The organism is Frigidibacter sp. SD6-1 (assembly GCF_030143255.1).
Classification (GTDB): Bacteria; Pseudomonadota; Alphaproteobacteria; order Rhodobacterales; family Rhodobacteraceae; genus TMP-24.
On sequence record NZ_JARJNR010000011.1, the window covers coordinates 1 to 18145 of the forward strand.

The following is an 18145-nucleotide window of genomic DNA, read 5'->3' on the forward strand; positions in this document are numbered from 1 at the left end:
CCAACAGCCGCGCTGCGCAACCTGAAAGCTCCGCGCATCTGTTGGTTGCTCCACCAGCGCCGATCGGCGTATCAACCCAAAGGACTCCGGTTCCGGCTGGGTGAAAGTTCAGTGGCAGGTCACTCGAAGAGGTCGGAGCGAATGCTGGGAGCGATGGCCACCTGCTGAAGCATTCTCTGCTGCAGAATGCTGAACCCTTTGCCTCATCCTCTGGCCACTGGTGCTACCACGGCACGACTCCAAGTTGGGCATCGGCGATCTGGTTGCGGGAGGTGCAACGAGGAGAGCTCACCGTGAAGCGTTGTCTAACAAATCCGGAATTTCCGTCGGCGTCGCATGGGAGAAACTGGCCGTTTTTCCGGAAAAATTTGACCAGATCCGGATCGCAACAAGATTCGGTCCGCGCATGGTTATGAGGAAATCGCGCAAACCTTTGGGTAGAGCGCAAGGTTTTGCGCGATCCTACAGTACTTCAGAAATCCAGATTCTCGACGCTCAAAGCGTTCTGCTGGATGAACTCGCGGCGCGGCTCGACCACATCGCCCATCAGCTTGGTGAAGATGTCCTCGGCCTCGGCCAGATCATCGACCTTCACCTGCAGAAGCGTGCGCGCCGAGGCGTCGAGCGTGGTCTCCCACAGCTGGTCGGGGTTCATCTCTCCAAGCCCCTTGTAGCGCTGCAGCGTCAGACCCTTCTCGCCCTCGGCGAGGATCGCGGCAAGAAGCTCGGTCGGGCCGTGGATGGGCTGTTCCTTGTCCTTGCGGACAAGGCGGGCGAGCGCGCCGTAGGTTTCCTGCAGGCTTTGCGTGTGCGTCGCAAGGCGGCGGCTCTCTCCAGAGCGCAGGACCGGGCCGTCGAGCGTGCGCACCTCCTCGACCCCCCTCAGCGCGCGGGCGAAGCGCAGGCCGTGATCCTGCGTCGGGCGGCCGGACCAGCCGCGCTCATACTCGACGGCGACCTCGTCCAGACGCCGTGCGACCTCGTTCGCCACGCCCTGGGCATCGGCATCCACCCTGCCAGCCAACAGCGCCCCGGCGATCGCCGCCTGTTCGAGGATATGGCGGGGGTAATGTGTGGGGAAGGCGGCGAGAATCCTCTTCACCACGCGGGCTTCCTCGATCACCCGGGCCAAGTCGGCCCCGCTGATTTCCTCGCCCGAGACGAGCTTCAGGACCGCGCCCTCGATCCCGGCCTGGACGAGGTAATCCTCCAGTGCCGCCTGGTCCTTCAGATAGACTTCGGACTTGCCGCGCGCGACTTTGTAGAGCGGCGGCTGGGCGATGTAGAGGTGGCCGCGCTCGATCAGGTCGGGCATCTGGCGGAAGAAGAAGGTCAGCAGGAGCGTGCGGATATGGGCGCCGTCGACGTCGGCGTCGGTCATGATGATGATCTTGTGATAGCGCAGTTTGCCCACGTTGAATTCGTCGCGCCCGATGCCGGTGCCCAGCGCGGTGATCAGCGTGCCGATCTGTTCGGACGAGAGCATCCGGTCGAAGCGTGCGCGTTCGACGTTCAGGATCTTGCCGCGCAGGGGCAGCACGGCCTGGTTCTTCCGCTCGCGGCCCTGTTTCGCCGAACCGCCGGCCGAGTCACCCTCGACGAGGAACAATTCCGACAGTGCGGGGTCCTTCTCCTGGCAATCGGCCAGCTTGCCGGGCAGCGACGCCACGTCCATCGCCGTCTTGCGGCGCGTGAGTTCGCGCGCCTTGCGCGCCGCTTCGCGGGCAAGCGCTGCCTCGATGATCTTGCCGACGATGATCTTGGCCTGGGCGGGGTTTTCCTCGAACCATTCGGCGAGCTTTTCGTTCACCAGATTCTCGACCGCCGGGCGGACCTCGGACGACACCAGCTTGTCCTTGGTCTGGCTGGAGAATTTCGGGTCGGGCACCTTCACTGACAAGACGCAGGTCAACCCTTCGCGGGCATCGTCGCCGGTGAAATCGACCTTTTCCTTCTTCGCGATGCCGGAGGACTGGGCATAGTTGTTGATCGTGCGGGTCAGCGCGCCGCGGAAGCCCGCAAGGTGTGTGCCGCCGTCGCGCTGGGGGATGTTGTTGGTGAAGGGCAGCACGCTTTCATGGTAGCTGTCGTTCCACCACATCGCGACCTCGACGCCGATGCCGGCGCGTTCGCCGGTCATGTAGATCGGCTCGGCCATCACCGACTGCTTGGAACGGTCGAGATATTTGACGAATTCCCGCACGCCGCCGTCGTAGAACAGCTCCGTCCGGATCGGTTCGGCATGGCGGTCGTCCTCGATGACGATGCGGACGCCGGAATTCAGGAAGGCCAGTTCCCGCAGACGGGTTTCAAGCGTCTTGAACTGATAGTCGAGGTTCGAGAAGGTGCCGTCTTCGCGGTTGGTCTTGGCCGAGGCGAGGAAGCGGACCTCGGTGCCGCGCTTGCCGGGAGCGGGGCCGACCTCGTGCACATGGACGGTGCACTCGCCATCCTCGAAGCGCGCGCGATATTCGGTGTCGTTGCGCCAGACGGTCAGTTCCAGCCACTCGGAAAGGGCATTCACCACCGAGACGCCGACGCCATGCAGCCCGCCCGAGACCTTGTAGGCATTGCCGCCCTCGTCGGTGTTGTTGAATTTTCCGCCGGCATGCAGCTGGGTCATGATCACTTCGGCCGCCGACACGCCTTCCTCAGGGTGCATGTCGACCGGAATCCCCCGGCCATTGTCGCGCACTGAAACGCTGTCGTCGGCATGGATTCTCACTACCACTTCGGTGGCGTGACCGGCCAGCGCCTCGTCGATGCCGTTGTCCACGACCTCATAGACCATGTGATGCAGGCCCGAGCCGTCGTCGGTGTCGCCGATATACATGCCGGGGCGCTTGCGGACAGCCTCCAACCCCTTGAGAACCTTGATGGAATCCGCGCCGTAGTCGCCGGGCTGTTGCGCCTTCTCAGTCATGCCTGTCCGCCTGTACGTTTTCTACCCATTTTATAGGGGTTCGGGCCGGGATTGTCACGCGCAAGCCCCAAGATTTTGTGGTTTCGCCGCCTGCGGCGGCGATCCGCCGGGAGGGCTCTGCCCTCCCGGACCCACCCGGGATATTTGCAAACGGAAGAGATGATCAGGTCAGAGTGATCGCGAGGCCGACGGCGATAAGGAGGCAGCCCGAGATCACGTTCAGACGGTGCAACCGTTCGGGCGAGGCGAGAAGCGCGCGGGCGCGGTCGAGAAAGAGGGCAAGGCCAAGGTTCCCGAGCATCGGGACAAGCGCCGAGATGGCAAGTATGGCGGCAATGTCGGGGGCAGTGATCCTCGACAGGTCGAAGAAGCCGGGCAGCACCCCCATGTAGAACAGGATGGCCTTGGGGTTTCCGATCACCGCGGCGACCCCGACGGAGAAAGCCGGCCATACGCCGGGCCTCGTCAGGCGGCTGTCGGCCTTCATCGTTCCGGTGGACTTGCGGATGAGCATCGCGCCCATGAGCATGAAGACCGCCGCCGCCACCCAGCGCAGGAGGGACAGGAACTCGCCATAGACGGACAGGATCCAGGTCAGGCCGAAGATCGCGCAGAGCGGCCAGACGAGGTCTCCAAGCGCCACGCCGACGGCGAGCGGCCAGGCCGACGCAAAGCCGCCGGAAAGCGCACGGGCCGTCAGCGCCACCCAGACCGGTCCGGGTACGGCCCAGAGAAGGAACATGCCGCCCGCATAAAGCGCGAGCTGGGAAAGCGTGACGGTCACTCCGCCACCCCGAGTGTCAGGCTGCCATCCTCGTCAAGGGGCCAGAAGGGATTATGGGCGATTTCCCAGACATGGCCGTCGGGATCGGCGAAATAACCCGAATAACCGCCCCAGAAGGCTTTCTTCGGCGATTTCAGCATCTCGGCTCCGGCGGCGACGGCGCGCGCGAAAGTCTCGTCCACATCTGCCTCGCTTTCCATGTTCTGTGCGAGCGTCATCGCCCCGGTGCCGAGCGCTGCCCCCGGCCTGTCCTGATCGGCTGCAAGCGCCTCCAGATCGAAGAGCGCCATCGCCAGCCCGTTCATCTGGAAAAGCACAAGCGCTTCCATCGAGCGCGGATGGGTCTGCCAGCCCCAGGCCTGGTAGAAGGCGCGCGCGCGGGCAAGATCGGCGACGCCGAGGGTGATCAAGGTGACGCGTTCGCGCTTCATGTTCCGCTCCGGAAGGTGGCGCGAGAGTGACCCGCCTCCTCCGAGACTTCAAGCCACTGCGCACGAGGCCCGAGCGCCTCGAAGAGTTCCGGCCCGGTGCCGGTCATGAACGCCTGCGCGCCAAGCGCCGCGATCTCGTTGTAGAGCGCGGCGCGGCGATCCTCATCAAGATGGGCGGCCACTTCATCCAGCAGCAGGATCGGCGGCTGGCCGATGTCGTTGGCAAGCGCACGGGCATTGGCGAGGATGAGCGAGATCAGAAGCGCCTTCTGCTCGCCGGTCGAACATTGGGCGGCGCGTGTGCCTTTCGCAGCATAGATCGCCGACAGATCGGCGCGATGCGGGCCGACGAGCGTCCGCCCCGCGGCCATGTCGCGGGCCCGGCCCGCGGCGAAGGCCCCCGCCAGCCCCTCCGCACCGCCGGGTATCGCGCCATCCTCGCCATCCAGGATCGCCAGTTCGGCGGCAGGAAACGTCGTGTCCGCGTTGGCCTGCGCCGCTGCCAGCCGGTCCAGCGCCGCGCTGCGGTTTCTGTCGATCTCGGCGCCCGCCTCGGCCATCTGCGCCTCGAGCGCCCCGTACCAGGCCGGATCGCGCACCCCGTCCTTCAAAAGCCGGTTGCGCTCCCGCATCGCCTTTTCGTAGGCCAGCGCTGCCTCGGCATGGGCGGGCACGAAGGACAGGACCATCCGGTCGAGGAACCGACGCCGCCCCTCCGCCCCTTCGATCCACAACCGGTCCATCGCCGGGGTCAGCCACAGGATACGCGCGATCCGCCCGAGCGTCGCCTGTGTGGAAGTCTTGCCGTCGATCGTGACGCTGCGCGCGGCGGCGCGTTCTGCCATGGTCTCGATCTCATGTCCGTCGACGCTCGCCGCGATCTTCCAGCCAAGCGCTTCGGGCCGCCGCGACAGGTCCTCTGCCGCCGCCCGCCTCAGGCCGCGACCGGGCGACAGAAGCGAGATCGCTTCGAGAATGTTGGTCTTGCCCGCGCCGTTCGGCCCGTGGATCGCCACCGGTCCACCGTCAAAGCTCAAGGCCGTGCGGCGGTGCGAGCGGAAATGCGACAGGAGCAGTTCTGTAACGGGCACCCCGAAAGACCCTCTTGCCCTTCATTCTGGTACAAATATCCCGGGGGGTCCGGGGGGCTGGCCCCCCGGCCTCGGCCCGGACATCACACCCGCATCGGCATCACGACATAGACGGCCGACGTATCGTTACCCTCACGCATAAGCGTCGGGTCACCTGCCGAATTGAACAGGAACACGGCATTCTCGCGATCGACCTGGCTTGCGATCTCCAGCAGGTATTTCGCGTTGAAGCCGATTTCCAGCCGCTCGTCGCCATAGGCGACCGCCAGCTCTTCTTCTGCCGCGCCGCTGTCGGGGGCGTTGACCGACAGGACCAGCCGGTCCTCGTCCAGCTGCATCTTCACCGCGCGCGAGCGTTCCGACGAAACCGTCGCCACCCGGTCGACCGCCTTGGCAAACTCGGCCGCATCCACTTCCAGCCGCTTGGTGTTTCCGGTCGGGATCACACGGGTATAGTCGGGGAAGGTGCCGTCGATGACCTTAGAGGTCAGCGTGATCGCGGGCGTGGCGAAACGCACCTTGGTTTCCGAAACCGACACGGCGATCTTTGCTTCGTCGTCTTCCAGAAGCTTTCTCAGTTCGCCCACGGTCTTGCGCGGCACGATCACGCCCGGCATGCCTTGTGCGCCGTCGGGCAGCGCCGCGTCGATCCGTGCCAGCCTATGGCCGTCGGTCGCTACGCAGCGCAGGACGGTGCCGTCTTCGCCGGTCGCCACATGCATGTAGACGCCGTTGAGGTAATAGCGCGTCTCTTCGGTCGAGATCGCGAATTTCGACTTGTCGAACAAGCGCCGCAGCACACCCGCGGGCGCCGAGAAATTGGCGGTATATTCCGACGAGGCCATCACCGGGAAATCCTCGCGCGGCAGGGTCGCGAGCGAGAAGGTCGAGCGGCCGGCCTCGACGGTCAGGCGGCCCGCGGCGCTGTCGTCGGTCAGCTGCACCAGCGCCCCGTCCGGCAGTTTCCGCACGATTTCATGCAGCATCACCGCCGATACGGTCGTCGCACCGGCGCGCTCGACCATCGCGGGGGCCTTGTCGATGACCTCGATATCGAGGTCGGTCGCGCGCAGCGAGACGGTCGATCCCTCGGCCTCGATCAGCACATTGGCGAGGATCGGAATCGTATTGCGCCGTTCGACGACCGACTGTGCCTGGGCGACCGCCTTCAGAAGCACTGCGCGTTCGATGCTGAGTTTCATTTCCGTCCCCTGTCATGTCCGGACACAGCCCGGGACGGAGAAACTAGCAAGTTTCCGCCCGGGCTCAAGGTTTTTCAGATGTTTCAACCGGAAAGGGGCGCGAGGTCAAGCCGCGCCCCGCCGTGACGGCTCAGCTTTCGAGAAGCCGGCGCAGCAGGTCCACATCTTCGGCCAGCTGATGGTCGGTGCCGCGCATTTCCTCGATCACGCGGACGCCATGCATGATGGTCGTGTGGTCGCGCCCGCCGAAGCGGCGGCCGATCTCGGGCAGGCTGCGCGTCGTCAGCTGCTTGGCCAGATACATTGCCACCTGACGCGGACGGGCAATGGTCCGGGTGCGCTTCGGCCCGATCATGTCGGACAGCCGGATGTTGAAATGTTCGCTGACCTTGCGCTGGATCTCCTCGATGGTGATCTTGCGGTCCGAGGCGCGCAGGATATCGGCAAGACAGTCCTGCGCGAGGTCGAGCGTGATTTCCTTGCCGACGAGCGAGGCGAAGGCGAAAAGCCGGGTCAGCGCCCCTTCCAGCACGCGGACATTGGTGGTGATCCGGTGCGACAGGAATTCCAGCACGCCGCCCGCAAGCTTCACGCCGGGATGCAGCGCCAGATAGGTCTCGGCCTTCTGTTGCAGGATGCCGAGGCGCAATTCGTAATCGGTGGGATGCAGGTCGACGACCAGCCCGCATTGCAGGCGCGACTTGATCCGCTCTTCCAGATCCTTGATCTCGCCCGGCGCGCGGTCTGCCGAAATCACGATGCGCTTGTTCTGGTCGATCAGCGCGTTGAACGTGTGGAAAAATTCTTCCTGTGTCGATTCCTTGCCCGCGATGAACTGGACGTCATCGACCATCAGCACGTCGACCGAGCGGAACAGCTCCTTGAAATCCATGATCTGCTTGTCGCGCAGCGCCTGGATGAAGCGGTACATGAACTGTTCGGCCGAAAGATACAGCACCCGCAGTTCGGGGTCGCGCGCCTGCATCTCCTGCGCGATCGCATGCATGAGATGGGTCTTGCCGAGGCCGACGCCGCCATAGAGGAACAGCGGATTGAAGGTGACCGGCCCGCCCTCGGCCACGCGGCGCGCGGCGGCATGGGCCAGCTCGTTCGGCTTGCCCACGACGAACGAATCGAACGTGAAGCGGGAATCGAGCGCGGCGCCCGGCAGGTCGCCTTCTTCCGACCGCTGGGCCGCCTGCGGGCGGCTCGCCGCCTTGCGGGTCGCGGGCGCGACCTTGGCGATCGGGACGGCGCGGGCCTTGGGCACCACGAAGTCCACCCGCTCGACCTCGGCGCCGACCTTGGCAAGGTGCAACCGGATCTGTTCGGAATAATTGCGCGACACCCAGTCGCGCATGAAATTGGTCGGAACGTCGAAACGGGCGGTGCCCGCATCGAGGCTGACGAGTGTCAGCGGCTCGATCCAGCTCGCGAAGGCATTCTTGCCGACCGTCTTGCGCAATTCATCTTGAGCCTGCCCCCAGGTTTTTTCGATCATTCTTTTTGTGCCCACATCTTCTGTCCCATGCGCCCGGTCGCCCGGCCGGCATTCCTCCGCTCTCCTTCAGGGCGCAGGCGGCGTGTCCGGCCGCTGCACCTCACAAGGTTGGGGGGTGATCGGAAACAACGGCACTACCTGCCAAAAATCGGCCGGACCGTTCCTTCACAGACAACCGTGCGAGCGCACGGGCAAAGGCACATGCCGCACATCTTCGCGAATGTGCGGTGAGGTGAAGCGGGTGCACCCCCGCAACTTCCCCGATGTCTTCCGTCCCCCCAGGACGAAGTGAATCGCTGACCAGACGCTAGCAAGCCGCGCGCGCGCCCCGCAACAGAACTTCGCGCTTGACTCACCGATTGGCAGAACGAATCCCGAAGGGCCGTGCAAACGTGTGACAGGGCGGTTTTCGGACCGGTTGGAACGCAAGAATCTTACGTCACGTCATGATCCGCCTGCGCCCGAAAATCGAAAGGGGCGTCACCTTGCGGTGCGCCCCTGAATTGGTCTTGATCGTCTGCCTGTCAGGCGGTCGCGAGCGCTTTCACGCGCGACGCCAGACGCGACATCTTGCGCGCGACGGTGTTCTTGTGCAGCACGCCCTTGGTGATGCCACGCGCCAGTTCCGGCTGGGCATTCTTCAGCGCGGCGGTCGCGGCCTCGGTGTTGCCCGAAGTGATCGCTTCTTCAACCTTGCGCAGGAACGTGCGGATCCGCGAACGGCGTGCCTTGTTCACGTCTTGACGACGCTCGGACTGGCGCGCGCGCTTCTTGGACTGGGGCGTATTTGCCATGGGACGGATTCCGATTTCGGTTCAAGTAAATCTGAAGCCGCGCTTCTAGGGGCGACTCGCGGAGAAGTCAACAGTGCGCCAGGCGCAAAATTCGCCTATCTATCGGTGAATTTCGGCGGGCGCTTCTCGATGAAGGCCAGCATGCCTTCTTTCTGGTCCTCGGTCGCGAAAAGCGACTGGAAAAGCCGCCTCTCAAAAAGCACCCCCTCGGCAAGCGTCATTTCGTCGGCCCGGTGCACCGCCTCCTTGGCGGCCTTCACCGCGATCTGCGATTTCTCGGCGATCTTCTGCGCGGCGGCCAGCGCTTCGGCCACCAAATCGGCGGCGGGCACGGTGCGTGCGGTCAGGCCCGCGCGCTCTGCCTCTTCCGCCCCCATCATCCGGCCGGTCAGATGCAGGTCCATGGACTTCGCGCGCCCGATCAGCCGGGTCATGCGCTGCGTCCCGCCGATGCCGGGAATGACGCCAAGGTTGATCTCGGGCTGGCCGAATTTCGCGCTGTCGGCGGCGATGATGAAATCGCACAGCATGGCAAGCTCGCAGCCCCCGCCGAGGCAATAGCCCGCCACCGCCGCGATCACCGGCTTGCGGGTGGCGCGGATACGGTCGGCTTCAGCCGCGAAGATATTCTCGAGGAACACTTCGGCGAAGCCTTTCGTCGACATTTCGCGAATGTCGGCGCCCGCCGCGAAGGCCTTTTCCGACCCGGTCACCACGATGGCGCGCACGTCCGGATCGCCGTCCATCGCGGTCAGCGCCGCCGCCAGTTCCCCCATGAGCTGCGCACTCAGCGCATTCAGCGCCTCGGGCCGGTTCAGGCGGATCAGGCGGACCGGTCCGTGGCTCTCGATGAGAAGCGTTTCATAGGTCATGGCACTCTCCCGTTTCCCCGTGACTATCAGGCGGGGCGAAGGGTGCAAGTCACGTTTGGCAGACGGGGCAGTGATAGGTGGACCGGCCCGACTGGACGATCCGCTCGATCGCTCCCGTGCATCCCGGTGCCGGGCAGGGCTGGCCTTCCCGGTCATATACCCGGAAGGAATGCTGGAAATAGCCAAGCTCGCCATCCGCCTGCCGGTAGTCGCGCAGCGACGATCCCCCCGCCGCGATCGCCTCGGACAGGACCTCACGCACCACCGGTACCAGCCGCGCCACGTCCGCGGCCCCCAGATCGCCCGACAGGCGGCGCGGGTCGATCCCGGCGCGGTGCAACGCCTCGGAGACATAGATATTGCCCAGCCCCGCGACGATCTTCTGATCAAGCAGCGCGGCCTTCACCGGCATCGCCCGGCCCGCCAGCCGTCCGGCCAGATAGGTTTCGTTGAAGAGGTTGCCCAGGGGCTCCGGCCCCAGATCGCGCAACAGTCTGTGTGCCTCGGCCCCGGCCGTCGGCATCAGATCCATCGCCCCGAAGCGGCGGGCGTCGTTGAAGGTGATCCGCACGCCGCCCTCCATGTCGAGAACGACATGATCGTGCTTTTCCGGCGCCGGATGGCTGAAGTGAAAGCCCCCCACCCCCTCCCTCCCCGCAAGGGGGAGGGGGCCGCGAACCTGCGCCGTGGTCTCTGGCGCTTCCCTCCCCCTTGTGGGGAGGGAGAGGGTGGGGGGCGCCGAAACCAGCATCCGCCCCGACATGCCAAGATGAATGAGAAGCGTCTCGCCGGTCGAAAGATCGGCGAGGATATATTTCGACCGCCGCCTGAGCCCCTCGACCCGGGCACCGGTCAACCGCTCCGCCATCCGCGCGGGCAGGGGAAAGCGCAGATCGGGCCGGTTGACCTGCGCGCGGGCAATCACGCGGCCCTCCATCACCGGCAGAAGCCCCATCCGGACGGTTTCGACCTCTGGCAGTTCAGGCACGGTGGGTCCGGTTCTTCCTGATCTGCTCCTGCGCAAATTCCTTGAATTCGCCGATACCGACGCTGTGTTTCAACACTTTCGCCTTGCCCCCCGGCTCGAATTTCAGCACCAGTTCATAGGCCCCATCATCGCCGATCCAGTCCAGGTTCCGCCAGAGATATTCCCGGCGAACGAACATCATCCGCGTCACGATCAGCACATCGCGGTCGTAGCGCGCCTCGAACCCGAAAATGTAAAGCACGCCGTTGCCAAGGAAGAACAGGATGGCCCAGTGCAGGTAGCTGACGCTGACAGGCAGCTCCTCCATCGCTTCGTGAAAGCCATTCGGCGCCAGATCGGGCCGGAAGACAAATGTGCCGATCACAGCGGCGAGGCCGAGGACGAAGAACCTCACGCCGACAGATGCCTTAAGGATCCGCTCGTTCAATGTCATTGGCGCAGGGCCGCCCGTGCCGATCCGTGCGACTGCATCATAATGTCGCGGAAGGGGCTGTCCCTGAAAGAACGCAGCCGGTCCGATCGTGCCCTGATCGCGGTGAAGGTCGATGATTTGGCGCCGCCTTCTTGCCTTCCACCAGCCGAAATAGGCCATCGGCCCGAAGATCACGGCGAATGGCAGGACGAGCGATATCGTCCTGAAGATCACGTCGAACGCAACCGCCATGTTCATGAACCGACCTTTCTTGCCGACAAAGGTTTTATTTGCAGCGGCTTCGGTATAACTCGAGTGCGGCGGAAATCGGGCAGAAGACATGACGCAGGACAGGCAACAGAACACGCATTTCGGTTTCCAGACCGTGCCCGAGGCCGAGAAGGCTGGGATGGTGCATGGCGTCTTCACCCGTGTGGCGAACCGTTACGACGTGATGAACGATCTGATGAGCGTCGGTATCCACCGGCTGTGGAAGGACGCGTTGATGGACTGGCTGGCGCCGCAGCCGGGCCAGAGGCTTCTCGATGTGGCGGGCGGAACCGGCGATGTGGCCTTCCGCTTTCTGACAAGGGCGAAATCGGCCCATGCCACCGTCTGCGACATGACCGAAAGCATGCTGGTCGAAGGCCGCAAGCGCGCCGAGGCCGAGAATATGGCCCCAAGCCTCGACTGGGTCGTTGGCGATGCAATGGCGCTGCCCTTCCCCGACCGGTCATTCGATGTCTACACGATCTCTTTCGGCATCCGGAACGTGACGCGCATCGCCGATGCGCTGACCGAGGCCTACCGGGTGCTGAGGCCCGGCGGGCGGCTGATGGTGCTGGAGTTCAGCCAGATCCCAAATGATCTGATGCAAAAGGCCTATGACCTTTATTCCTTCAATGTCATTCCGCTGATGGGCCAGATCGTCGCGAACGACCGCGCCTCCTATCAGTATCTCGTCGAATCGATCCGCAAGTTCCCCGATCAGGAGGCATTCGCCGCCATGATCCGGCAGGCGGGCTTCGGCCAGGTGAAATACCGCAACCTCTCGATGGGCATTGCCGCCCTTCACTCCGGCTGGAAGATCTGAGGTGCGGGGCCCTCACAATCTCTGGCGGCTGATCCGCACCGGGGCCACGTTCGAGCGCACCGGCGCGATGAAGCTCGCGCTGGAGGCAATGGAAGTTCCGCCGCGCCTGCGACTGCTGGCGCGCGTCCTTGGCTGGCCCTTCCGCTTCCTCGGCTATCGCGGTGATCCGGCGTTGCCGCCGGTGACGCGCGCCCTGACCGCCCTTGGCCCCGCCTACATCAAGTTCGGGCAGGTCCTGTCGACCCGCCCGGATGTGGTGGGGGTGGAGCTGTCCGACCAACTCAAGGTCCTGCAAGACAAGCTGCCGCCCTTCGATCTGGCGACGGCAAAGGCCACGGTCGCGGCCGAGCTTGGCAAGCCGGTCGAATATCTCTTCTCGGAATTCTCCGAACCTGTCGCAGCCGCCTCGATCGCGCAGGTGCACCGTGCCCGCGTCGCAAGTTCCGGCGAGGAGGTGGCGGTGAAGGTCCTGCGCCCGGGAATCGAGCGCGCCTTCCGCCGCGACATCGACGCATTCTATTTCGCCGCCGGACTGATCGAGACCCTCTCGCCCGCCTCGCGCCGCCTGCGCCCCACCGACGTGATCGCCCACTTCGAAAGCGTGGTGATGGGCGAGCTGGACCTGAGGCTCGAAAGCGCCGCCGCCTCGGAATTCGCGGTCAACACGGCGAAGGACAAGGGCTTCGCGGTGCCGACGCCGCTCTGGCACCTCTCCTCCCGCCGGGTGATGACGCTTGGCTGGGCCGAGGGCATTCCCCTTGGCGATGTGGCCGCCATCAAGACCGCGGGCCATGATTGTCAGGCGCTCGCCGCCCGCGTGCTGCAACTGTTCCTCAGCCATGCGCTGCGCGACGGGTTCTTCCATGCCGACATGCATCAGGGCAACCTGAAGGTCGCCGCGAACGGGGATCTGATCGCCTATGATTTCGGCATCATGGGTCAGATCGACACCTATACCCGCCGGGTCTATGCCGAGATCCTCATGGGCTTCATCCGCCGCGATTACGTGCGCGTGGCCGAGGTGCATTTCGAGGCGGGCTACGTGCCGCGCGACCGCGACATCAACGAATTTGCCCGCGCGCTCAGGGCCGTGGGCGAGCCGATCGCCGGGATGGACGCCAACCAGATCTCGATGGCGCATCTTCTGTCTTACCTCTTCGAGGTGACGGAACGGTTCGGGATGCAGACGCGGACGGAACTGATCCTTCTGCAGCGGACGATGGTGGTGGTCGAGGGCGTCGCCCGCTCGCTCGATCCGCATATCAACATCTGGGACGTGGCGCGCCCCGTGGTCGAGGATTATATCCGCAGCAATATCGGTCCGCAGGCGCTTTTCCGCGACCTCATCAAGACCGCACAGGTTCTGGGCCGGTTCGGGCCGAAACTGCCGCAGATCGCCGAGGCGCTTCTGGTGCGTGGCGCGGCCGTTCCCGAGGAATCGAGGCCGCCGCGCCGCCGCCCCTGGGCCATTGCGGCGCTTGCTGTTGCCGCTTTCGCGGCAGGCGTGGCGGTGGCCGCGCTCTTCTGACCCGTCAGGGCGTCGTCCCGGGCCTGAGCGCCGAGACATCGGCCGGCGCCACGGTCGCGCCGCCGGTCAGCACCAGCAGCGGCCCGGTCGGGCCCTGACGCACTTCGGTCACGCGGCTGAAGGTCTGCACCTTGTCGGTCGATGTCAGCTGACCGCCCGCATAATTCTCAAGCTTGAAGGTGTAGTTCCCCGGCAGGACCTGCCCGCCTGAGGCGGTGGTGCCCGTCCATTGCACCGGGTCGGTCGAGACGGGAATCTCCTGCCGCCAGACCTCCCTGTTCTTGTCGTCATAGGCGACCAGAACGGTCTTGTCTGCGCCCTTGGCGGGTGTGGGATAGACGGTCAACGGCTGTCCCGCGAAAGGCGCGGGCGCGGAGGACCGCGCCTCCATCCCCACCCAGCTCGCATACTGGCCCATCGCAGTGACGCCCAGCTGCGCGGTCAGCGAGGCCAGAAGGTCATTGGTCTTCACCTGCTGCTCGACGCCCGAGAAGGTGGCGAGCTGCACCGCATAGTCGGACGATTCGATCGGGTTCAGCGGGTCCTGGTTCTTCATCTGCGCGGTCAGCATCTTTAGAAACATCTGGAAATCCGACGAGATCGCCTGCTGTTCGGGCGCCCGCCCGGTCGGGTTTGTGCGGACAGCGCTGGTCTGGCTGGTGGTGGTCAGGTCCATGGGTCTCTCCTCAAAGCCTCAGGTCGAGCCGGTCTTCGCCCGCAAGGCGCATCTGACCGGTTCTGGTCGGTAGCGGCACGTCGGGCGGCGGCGCCTCGGCGCGCGCGGTCCCCGAAGGGGTGCCCTCGGGTTGCGGCATTGGCCCGCCGCCGCCGCGCTGGCCGCCGTCACTGGCGAAGGAAAAGGCCAGGTTGCGATAGCCGAGATCGCGGAAATCCTGCGCCAGCTGGTCGATATGGCGGCGCATCAGGTCGAGCGTTTCCGGCCGCTCGGCGGTCAGCGTCAGCGTCAGCCCCGCCTCGCCGCCCTGCAGGACCATCCGAACCCGGCCCAGCTCCTCTGGCGAAAGCGTCACCTCGACCGGCCCGCCGCGATGGGCGTCGAGGCCGAGGGCAAGCTGCCGCCCGACCGCCGCGCCATGATCGGCAGCGGGCGCCGGATGCGGCGGCGCGGCAGCGGCCGGAGCGTGTGGCGCCCGTCCGCCGGTGATGTCCGGTTCCGGCCGAACCGGCGCGGGTGCAGCGCTGTCGGGCAGGTCGCCCGCGCCGATGGCCCCCGCTCCGATGGCCCCCGCTCCGATGGCCCCCGCGCCGGACAGGGCTGTCCGGGGCTCAACCTGTTCCGGGGCGGCGTCGGGCTCAGGCTCGACGGCCACCGACCGGGACGGCATCGCGTGCGGTGGCAGGCCCGAGATTTCGCTGCGGAAACCTTCCTGCGGACGCTCGCCCTTCCAGTCCTCTCGCACCGGTGCCGCGACCGCCACGCGGTCCGTCTTTGGCGCGGGCCGGGGCATCTCGGCGTGCCGGCGCCCAGTCTCAGGCGCCAAGGTTGGCTCAATCGGCAGGTCACGCCCGGGGTCGGTCCGGCCAACCGCGCTCTGCCCGGCGCGTGCCGCCTGCTCGGCCCGCTCGCCATCGGTCGGCGGCGCAAGGGCGGCAACCTGCGCCGCCTCGTCGGGCAGGTCAACCCGCATCTGTGCCTTTCCCTGTGCCGGTGCCGCAGAGGAGGCCGGTGGGAGTGGCGCCTCGGCCGCATACGCCCGGGGCCGGTCCGGATCGGGCGGCGTCGCATCTGCCGCCACCGGAACGGCGCCGGGCGGCGTGCCCCGTGCCGCCGGCGGCGGGGGCGCCTCGTGGCCCTGACGGCCCGGCTGGCCCGGCGGGTCCATGCGGCCCGCAGTGTTCGGCAATTGCCCGGGGTCGATTGTCCAGTGCGCGCGCGCATGGGTCGGCGCAGCGTCGGGCATGGTGCCCGGACCGGCCCCGCGCGGATCCGGCAAGGCCGTGGGAGGCTCCTCTGGCACTTTCGTTGCGGGTTGAAGGCGCTCGGGCTCGGGCGCGGCGGGCGATTCGGGGGGCGCGGCGGGTAGCGGCACCGCGAATGCCGGGAGGGCGAGCTTCAGGTCTGCCGCCTCGTCCTCTGGCGGGCTGTCGGTTTCGGCCGGTTCGGGCGCGACGACCGTCGGTGCCGGGGGATCGGCCTCGCCGAAGAGCGCGAGAAAGGCAAAAGGCGCCAGCGCGACCTCTCCCTCCTCGGGGCCGGACAGTTGCTGCGCGGTCTGACCCGAGAGGCGGCCAGCGGGGGCGAGGAACGGGAAAGCGTCCACGGGAATCACCATGACTTCTGCCATTGCCCGCCGACCATCCCTGATGCCGGTTACCGCTTCTTTACCGTCCTCTGGTCTGATCTGCGGAAATAGCTTGGATTGGAACGATCGATGAGGATCGACAGCACCACCGCCCCTGCGGCGACGCGTCCGACGGCGGTCGACGAACCCGCACTTCGGCAGGCAGCGCAAGAGTTCGAGGCCGCCTTCCTCGCCGAGATGCTGAAACCGATGGGCGCCGCCAGCGCGCGGCAATCCTTCGGCGGCGGCATCGGCGAGGAACAATATGCAAGCTTCATGCTGGAGGCGCAGGCCAAGGCCATGGTGCAACAGGGCGGCATCGGCCTGTCGGAGAGTATTTTCGAGGCGCTGAAGGCGCGTGCCGAGGCGGCGGGAGGCGGGGAATGACCGAGATTGACGACCTGACAGCGATCCTGACCGAGGAACGTGCACTATTGAAGGCTGGCCGTATCGCAACACTTGCCGAGGCTGGCGCACGGAAGACCGAGCTACTTGACCGGCTTCTCGCCCATCCGCCCGCGGGCGGGGCCGCCCGCGCCGCGCTGGCGCGGCTGGCGGCCGAGGCGCGGGTGAACGAACGGCTGATCGGCGCGGCGCTGCGCGGTGTGCAGGCCGCGGTGGGGCGGCTGAAGGCGGTCCGCGATGCGGTCGAGGGGCTGACGGCCTATACCGCCGATGGCAAGAGCGTGCGCCACACCACCCGGCCCGGGACGGTCGAGAAGCGGGCCTGATCCGATGACCGCGATTGCTCAATTTCTAGAGATTCGGCGGGGCGGTGGCGGGCGGGGTTTAGCGAAACGTTAGCCTTTCGCCCGGAATGTGGGCTTCGCGCTCCGGACGGAGTGGCGCGGGGTCAGGGCGAAGGCCTTCTTCCGCAACGGTCAGAACACCGGCACGGCCCGCTTTCGGGCTCTCTTTGGCGCGGGTGCAAAGCACCCCCTTTCGAAGGAACAGATGATGTCCAGCATTCTGACGAACACCAGCTCCATGGTCGCGCTGCAGACCCTGCGCTCGGTGAACTCCAACCTCATGAAGACCCAGGACGAGATTTCGACCGGCAAGTCGGTCGCGACCGCAAAGGACAATTCCGCGGTCTGGGCGATCTCCAAGGTGATGGAAGCCGACGTGAAGGGCTTCAAGGGGATCTCGTCGAGCCTGTCGCTCGGTGAATCGACCGTCGCCGTGGCCCGTCAGGCGGCCGAGACGGTGACCGAGCTTCTGACCGACATCAAGGGCAAGATCGTTGCCGCGCAGGAAGACAACGTCGACCGCGCGAAGATCCAGACCGACATCGCCGCGCTGCGCAGCCAGATTTCGACGGTGGTCGGCGCCGCGCAGTTCAACGGCCTGAACCTCGTCGACGGGTCGCAGACGACCGTCGACGTGCTTGCATCGCTCGACCGGCAGGCGAACGGCACGGTGACCACCTCCTCGATCACCATCAACGCACAGGATCTGTCGATCGGCGGCTATGTCGCTTCGGATGTGTTCAGCGCCTCGACCGGCGGCACGATCTCGACCGACGGCGATACGTTCGTGGCCTCGCTCGACCAGGGCGGCGGCACCGACGACATCACCATCGCCAATGGCGGCACCTGGGCGGCGGGCGATCAGGTCTCGATCTCGATCGGCAACAAGACCGCGACCTATACGGTGACGGCGAACGATGTGCTTGCCGCCTCCTCGACCGACGATCTGGTGGCGGTCGGGCTGAAGAACGCCATCGATGCGCTCGGCATCTCGAACTTCACCGTGGATTATGACAGCGGCACGCCGGGCGAACTGGTCTTCACGAACAATGGCGCGGCGGACCTTGCGGTTTCGGGCCAGTTCAAGAACGCTGGCTCGGGCGGCCTGGGCGTCCTGTCCACGGTCGATGTCTCGACCGCGTCCGGTGCGGCGGCGGCGCTTGGCAATATCGAGAGCCTGATCCAGACCGGCATCGACGCCGCGGCGGAATTCGGTTCGGCCCAAAGCCGGATCGACATCCAGAACAAGTTCGTGATGAAGCTCTCGGATTCGCTCAAGGCCGGGATCGGCTCGCTGGTCGATGCCGATATGGAGGAAGCCTCGGCCCGCCTGCAGGCGCTGCAGGTCCAGCAGCAGCTTGGCATCCAGTCGCTGTCGATCGCGAACCAGGCCCCGCAAAACATCCTGGCGCTCTTCCGCTGATGAATCCCGGGGCGCCCGTACAGGGCGCCCCGCCCGCCGCGGCAAAGACCG

Annotated in this window: 17 protein-coding genes; 5 read left to right on the forward strand and 12 right to left on the reverse strand. The window is 65.8% G+C overall.

Annotated elements, in window-relative coordinates:
• Positions 1-472: 472 nt before the first annotated feature.
• The 10 genes from gyrB to P0645_RS16855 form a co-directional block, all read right to left on the reverse strand.
• On the reverse strand, positions 473-2923 hold the full coding sequence (gene gyrB, locus P0645_RS16810; RefSeq protein WP_284165716.1) for a DNA topoisomerase (ATP-hydrolyzing) subunit B: 2451 nt from the start codon (positions 2921-2923) through the stop codon (positions 473-475).
• Between the two features lie 163 nt (positions 2924-3086).
• Positions 3087-3707, reverse strand: a complete 621-nt coding sequence (locus P0645_RS16815; protein WP_284165717.1) for a LysE family translocator — start codon at positions 3705-3707, stop codon at positions 3087-3089.
• Complete coding sequence (locus tag P0645_RS16820) at positions 3704-4138, reverse strand: VOC family protein (protein WP_284165718.1); 435 nt, start codon at positions 4136-4138, stop codon at positions 3704-3706. The genes P0645_RS16815 and P0645_RS16820 overlap by 4 nt, the downstream gene beginning before the upstream one ends.
• A complete protein-coding gene (recF, locus tag P0645_RS16825; protein ID WP_284165719.1) occupies positions 4135-5229 on the reverse strand; it encodes a DNA replication/repair protein RecF in 1095 nt (364 codons plus the stop codon). Before recF ends, P0645_RS16820 begins: the two co-directional genes overlap by 4 nt.
• 83 nt (positions 5230-5312) lie before the next feature.
• A complete protein-coding gene (gene dnaN, locus P0645_RS16830; protein WP_284165720.1) occupies positions 5313-6431 on the reverse strand; it encodes a DNA polymerase III subunit beta in 1119 nt (372 codons plus the stop codon).
• Between the two features lie 130 nt (positions 6432-6561).
• The gene (dnaA, locus tag P0645_RS16835; protein WP_284165721.1) at positions 6562-7932 is read right to left on the reverse strand and encodes a chromosomal replication initiator protein DnaA; all 1371 of its coding nucleotides are present in this window, start codon (positions 7930-7932) and stop codon (positions 6562-6564) included.
• Positions 7933-8456: 524 nt separating this feature from the next.
• Complete coding sequence (gene rpsT, locus P0645_RS16840; protein WP_284165722.1) at positions 8457-8726, reverse strand: 30S ribosomal protein S20; 270 nt, start codon at positions 8724-8726, stop codon at positions 8457-8459.
• A gap of 95 nt (positions 8727-8821) precedes the next feature.
• Positions 8822-9598 carry an enoyl-CoA hydratase-related protein gene (locus tag P0645_RS16845; RefSeq protein WP_284165723.1) on the reverse strand — a complete coding sequence of 259 codons (777 nt, stop codon included), beginning with the start codon at positions 9596-9598 and terminating at the stop codon, positions 8822-8824.
• Between the two features lie 49 nt (positions 9599-9647).
• Positions 9648-10586: a bifunctional DNA-formamidopyrimidine glycosylase/DNA-(apurinic or apyrimidinic site) lyase gene (gene mutM / locus P0645_RS16850; protein WP_284165724.1), complete on the reverse strand. Its 939-nt coding sequence runs from the start codon at positions 10584-10586 to the stop codon at positions 9648-9650.
• A complete protein-coding gene (locus P0645_RS16855; protein ID WP_284165725.1) occupies positions 10579-11256 on the reverse strand; it encodes a hypothetical protein in 678 nt (225 codons plus the stop codon). The genes mutM and P0645_RS16855 overlap by 8 nt, the downstream gene beginning before the upstream one ends.
• A gap of 82 nt (positions 11257-11338) precedes the next feature.
• Between P0645_RS16855 and ubiE the strand changes: the two genes are divergently transcribed.
• Positions 11339-12091: a bifunctional demethylmenaquinone methyltransferase/2-methoxy-6-polyprenyl-1,4-benzoquinol methylase UbiE gene (gene ubiE / locus P0645_RS16860; RefSeq protein ID WP_284165726.1), complete on the forward strand. Its 753-nt coding sequence runs from the start codon at positions 11339-11341 to the stop codon at positions 12089-12091.
• A gap of 1 nt (position 12092) precedes the next feature.
• On the forward strand, positions 12093-13619 hold the full coding sequence (gene ubiB, locus P0645_RS16865; RefSeq protein ID WP_284165727.1) for a 2-polyprenylphenol 6-hydroxylase: 1527 nt from the start codon (positions 12093-12095) through the stop codon (positions 13617-13619).
• A 4-nt stretch (positions 13620-13623) separates the two neighbouring features.
• Here the strand turns inward: ubiB and P0645_RS16870 are convergent, their stop codons facing one another.
• Both P0645_RS16870 and fliK read right to left on the reverse strand, forming a co-directional pair.
• Entirely contained in the window at positions 13624-14295 is a 672-nt protein-coding gene (locus tag P0645_RS16870; protein ID WP_284165728.1) for a flagellar hook capping FlgD N-terminal domain-containing protein, read from the reverse strand.
• 10 nt (positions 14296-14305) lie between these two features.
• Complete coding sequence (gene fliK / locus P0645_RS16875; protein ID WP_284165729.1) at positions 14306-15913, reverse strand: flagellar hook-length control protein FliK; 1608 nt, start codon at positions 15911-15913, stop codon at positions 14306-14308.
• Between the two features lie 99 nt (positions 15914-16012).
• Between fliK and P0645_RS16880 the strand changes: the two genes are divergently transcribed.
• From P0645_RS16880 to P0645_RS16890, 3 genes are all read left to right on the forward strand, one after another.
• On the forward strand, positions 16013-16309 hold the full coding sequence (locus tag P0645_RS16880; protein ID WP_284165730.1) for a rod-binding protein: 297 nt from the start codon (positions 16013-16015) through the stop codon (positions 16307-16309).
• Positions 16306-16653: a hypothetical protein gene (locus P0645_RS16885; RefSeq protein WP_284165731.1), complete on the forward strand. Its 348-nt coding sequence runs from the start codon at positions 16306-16308 to the stop codon at positions 16651-16653. Before P0645_RS16880 ends, P0645_RS16885 begins: the two co-directional genes overlap by 4 nt.
• Before the next feature lie 226 nt (positions 16654-16879).
• Positions 16880-18094 carry a flagellin N-terminal helical domain-containing protein gene (locus P0645_RS16890; RefSeq protein WP_284165732.1) on the forward strand — a complete coding sequence of 405 codons (1215 nt, stop codon included), beginning with the start codon at positions 16880-16882 and terminating at the stop codon, positions 18092-18094.
• Positions 18095-18145: the final 51 nt, after the last annotated feature.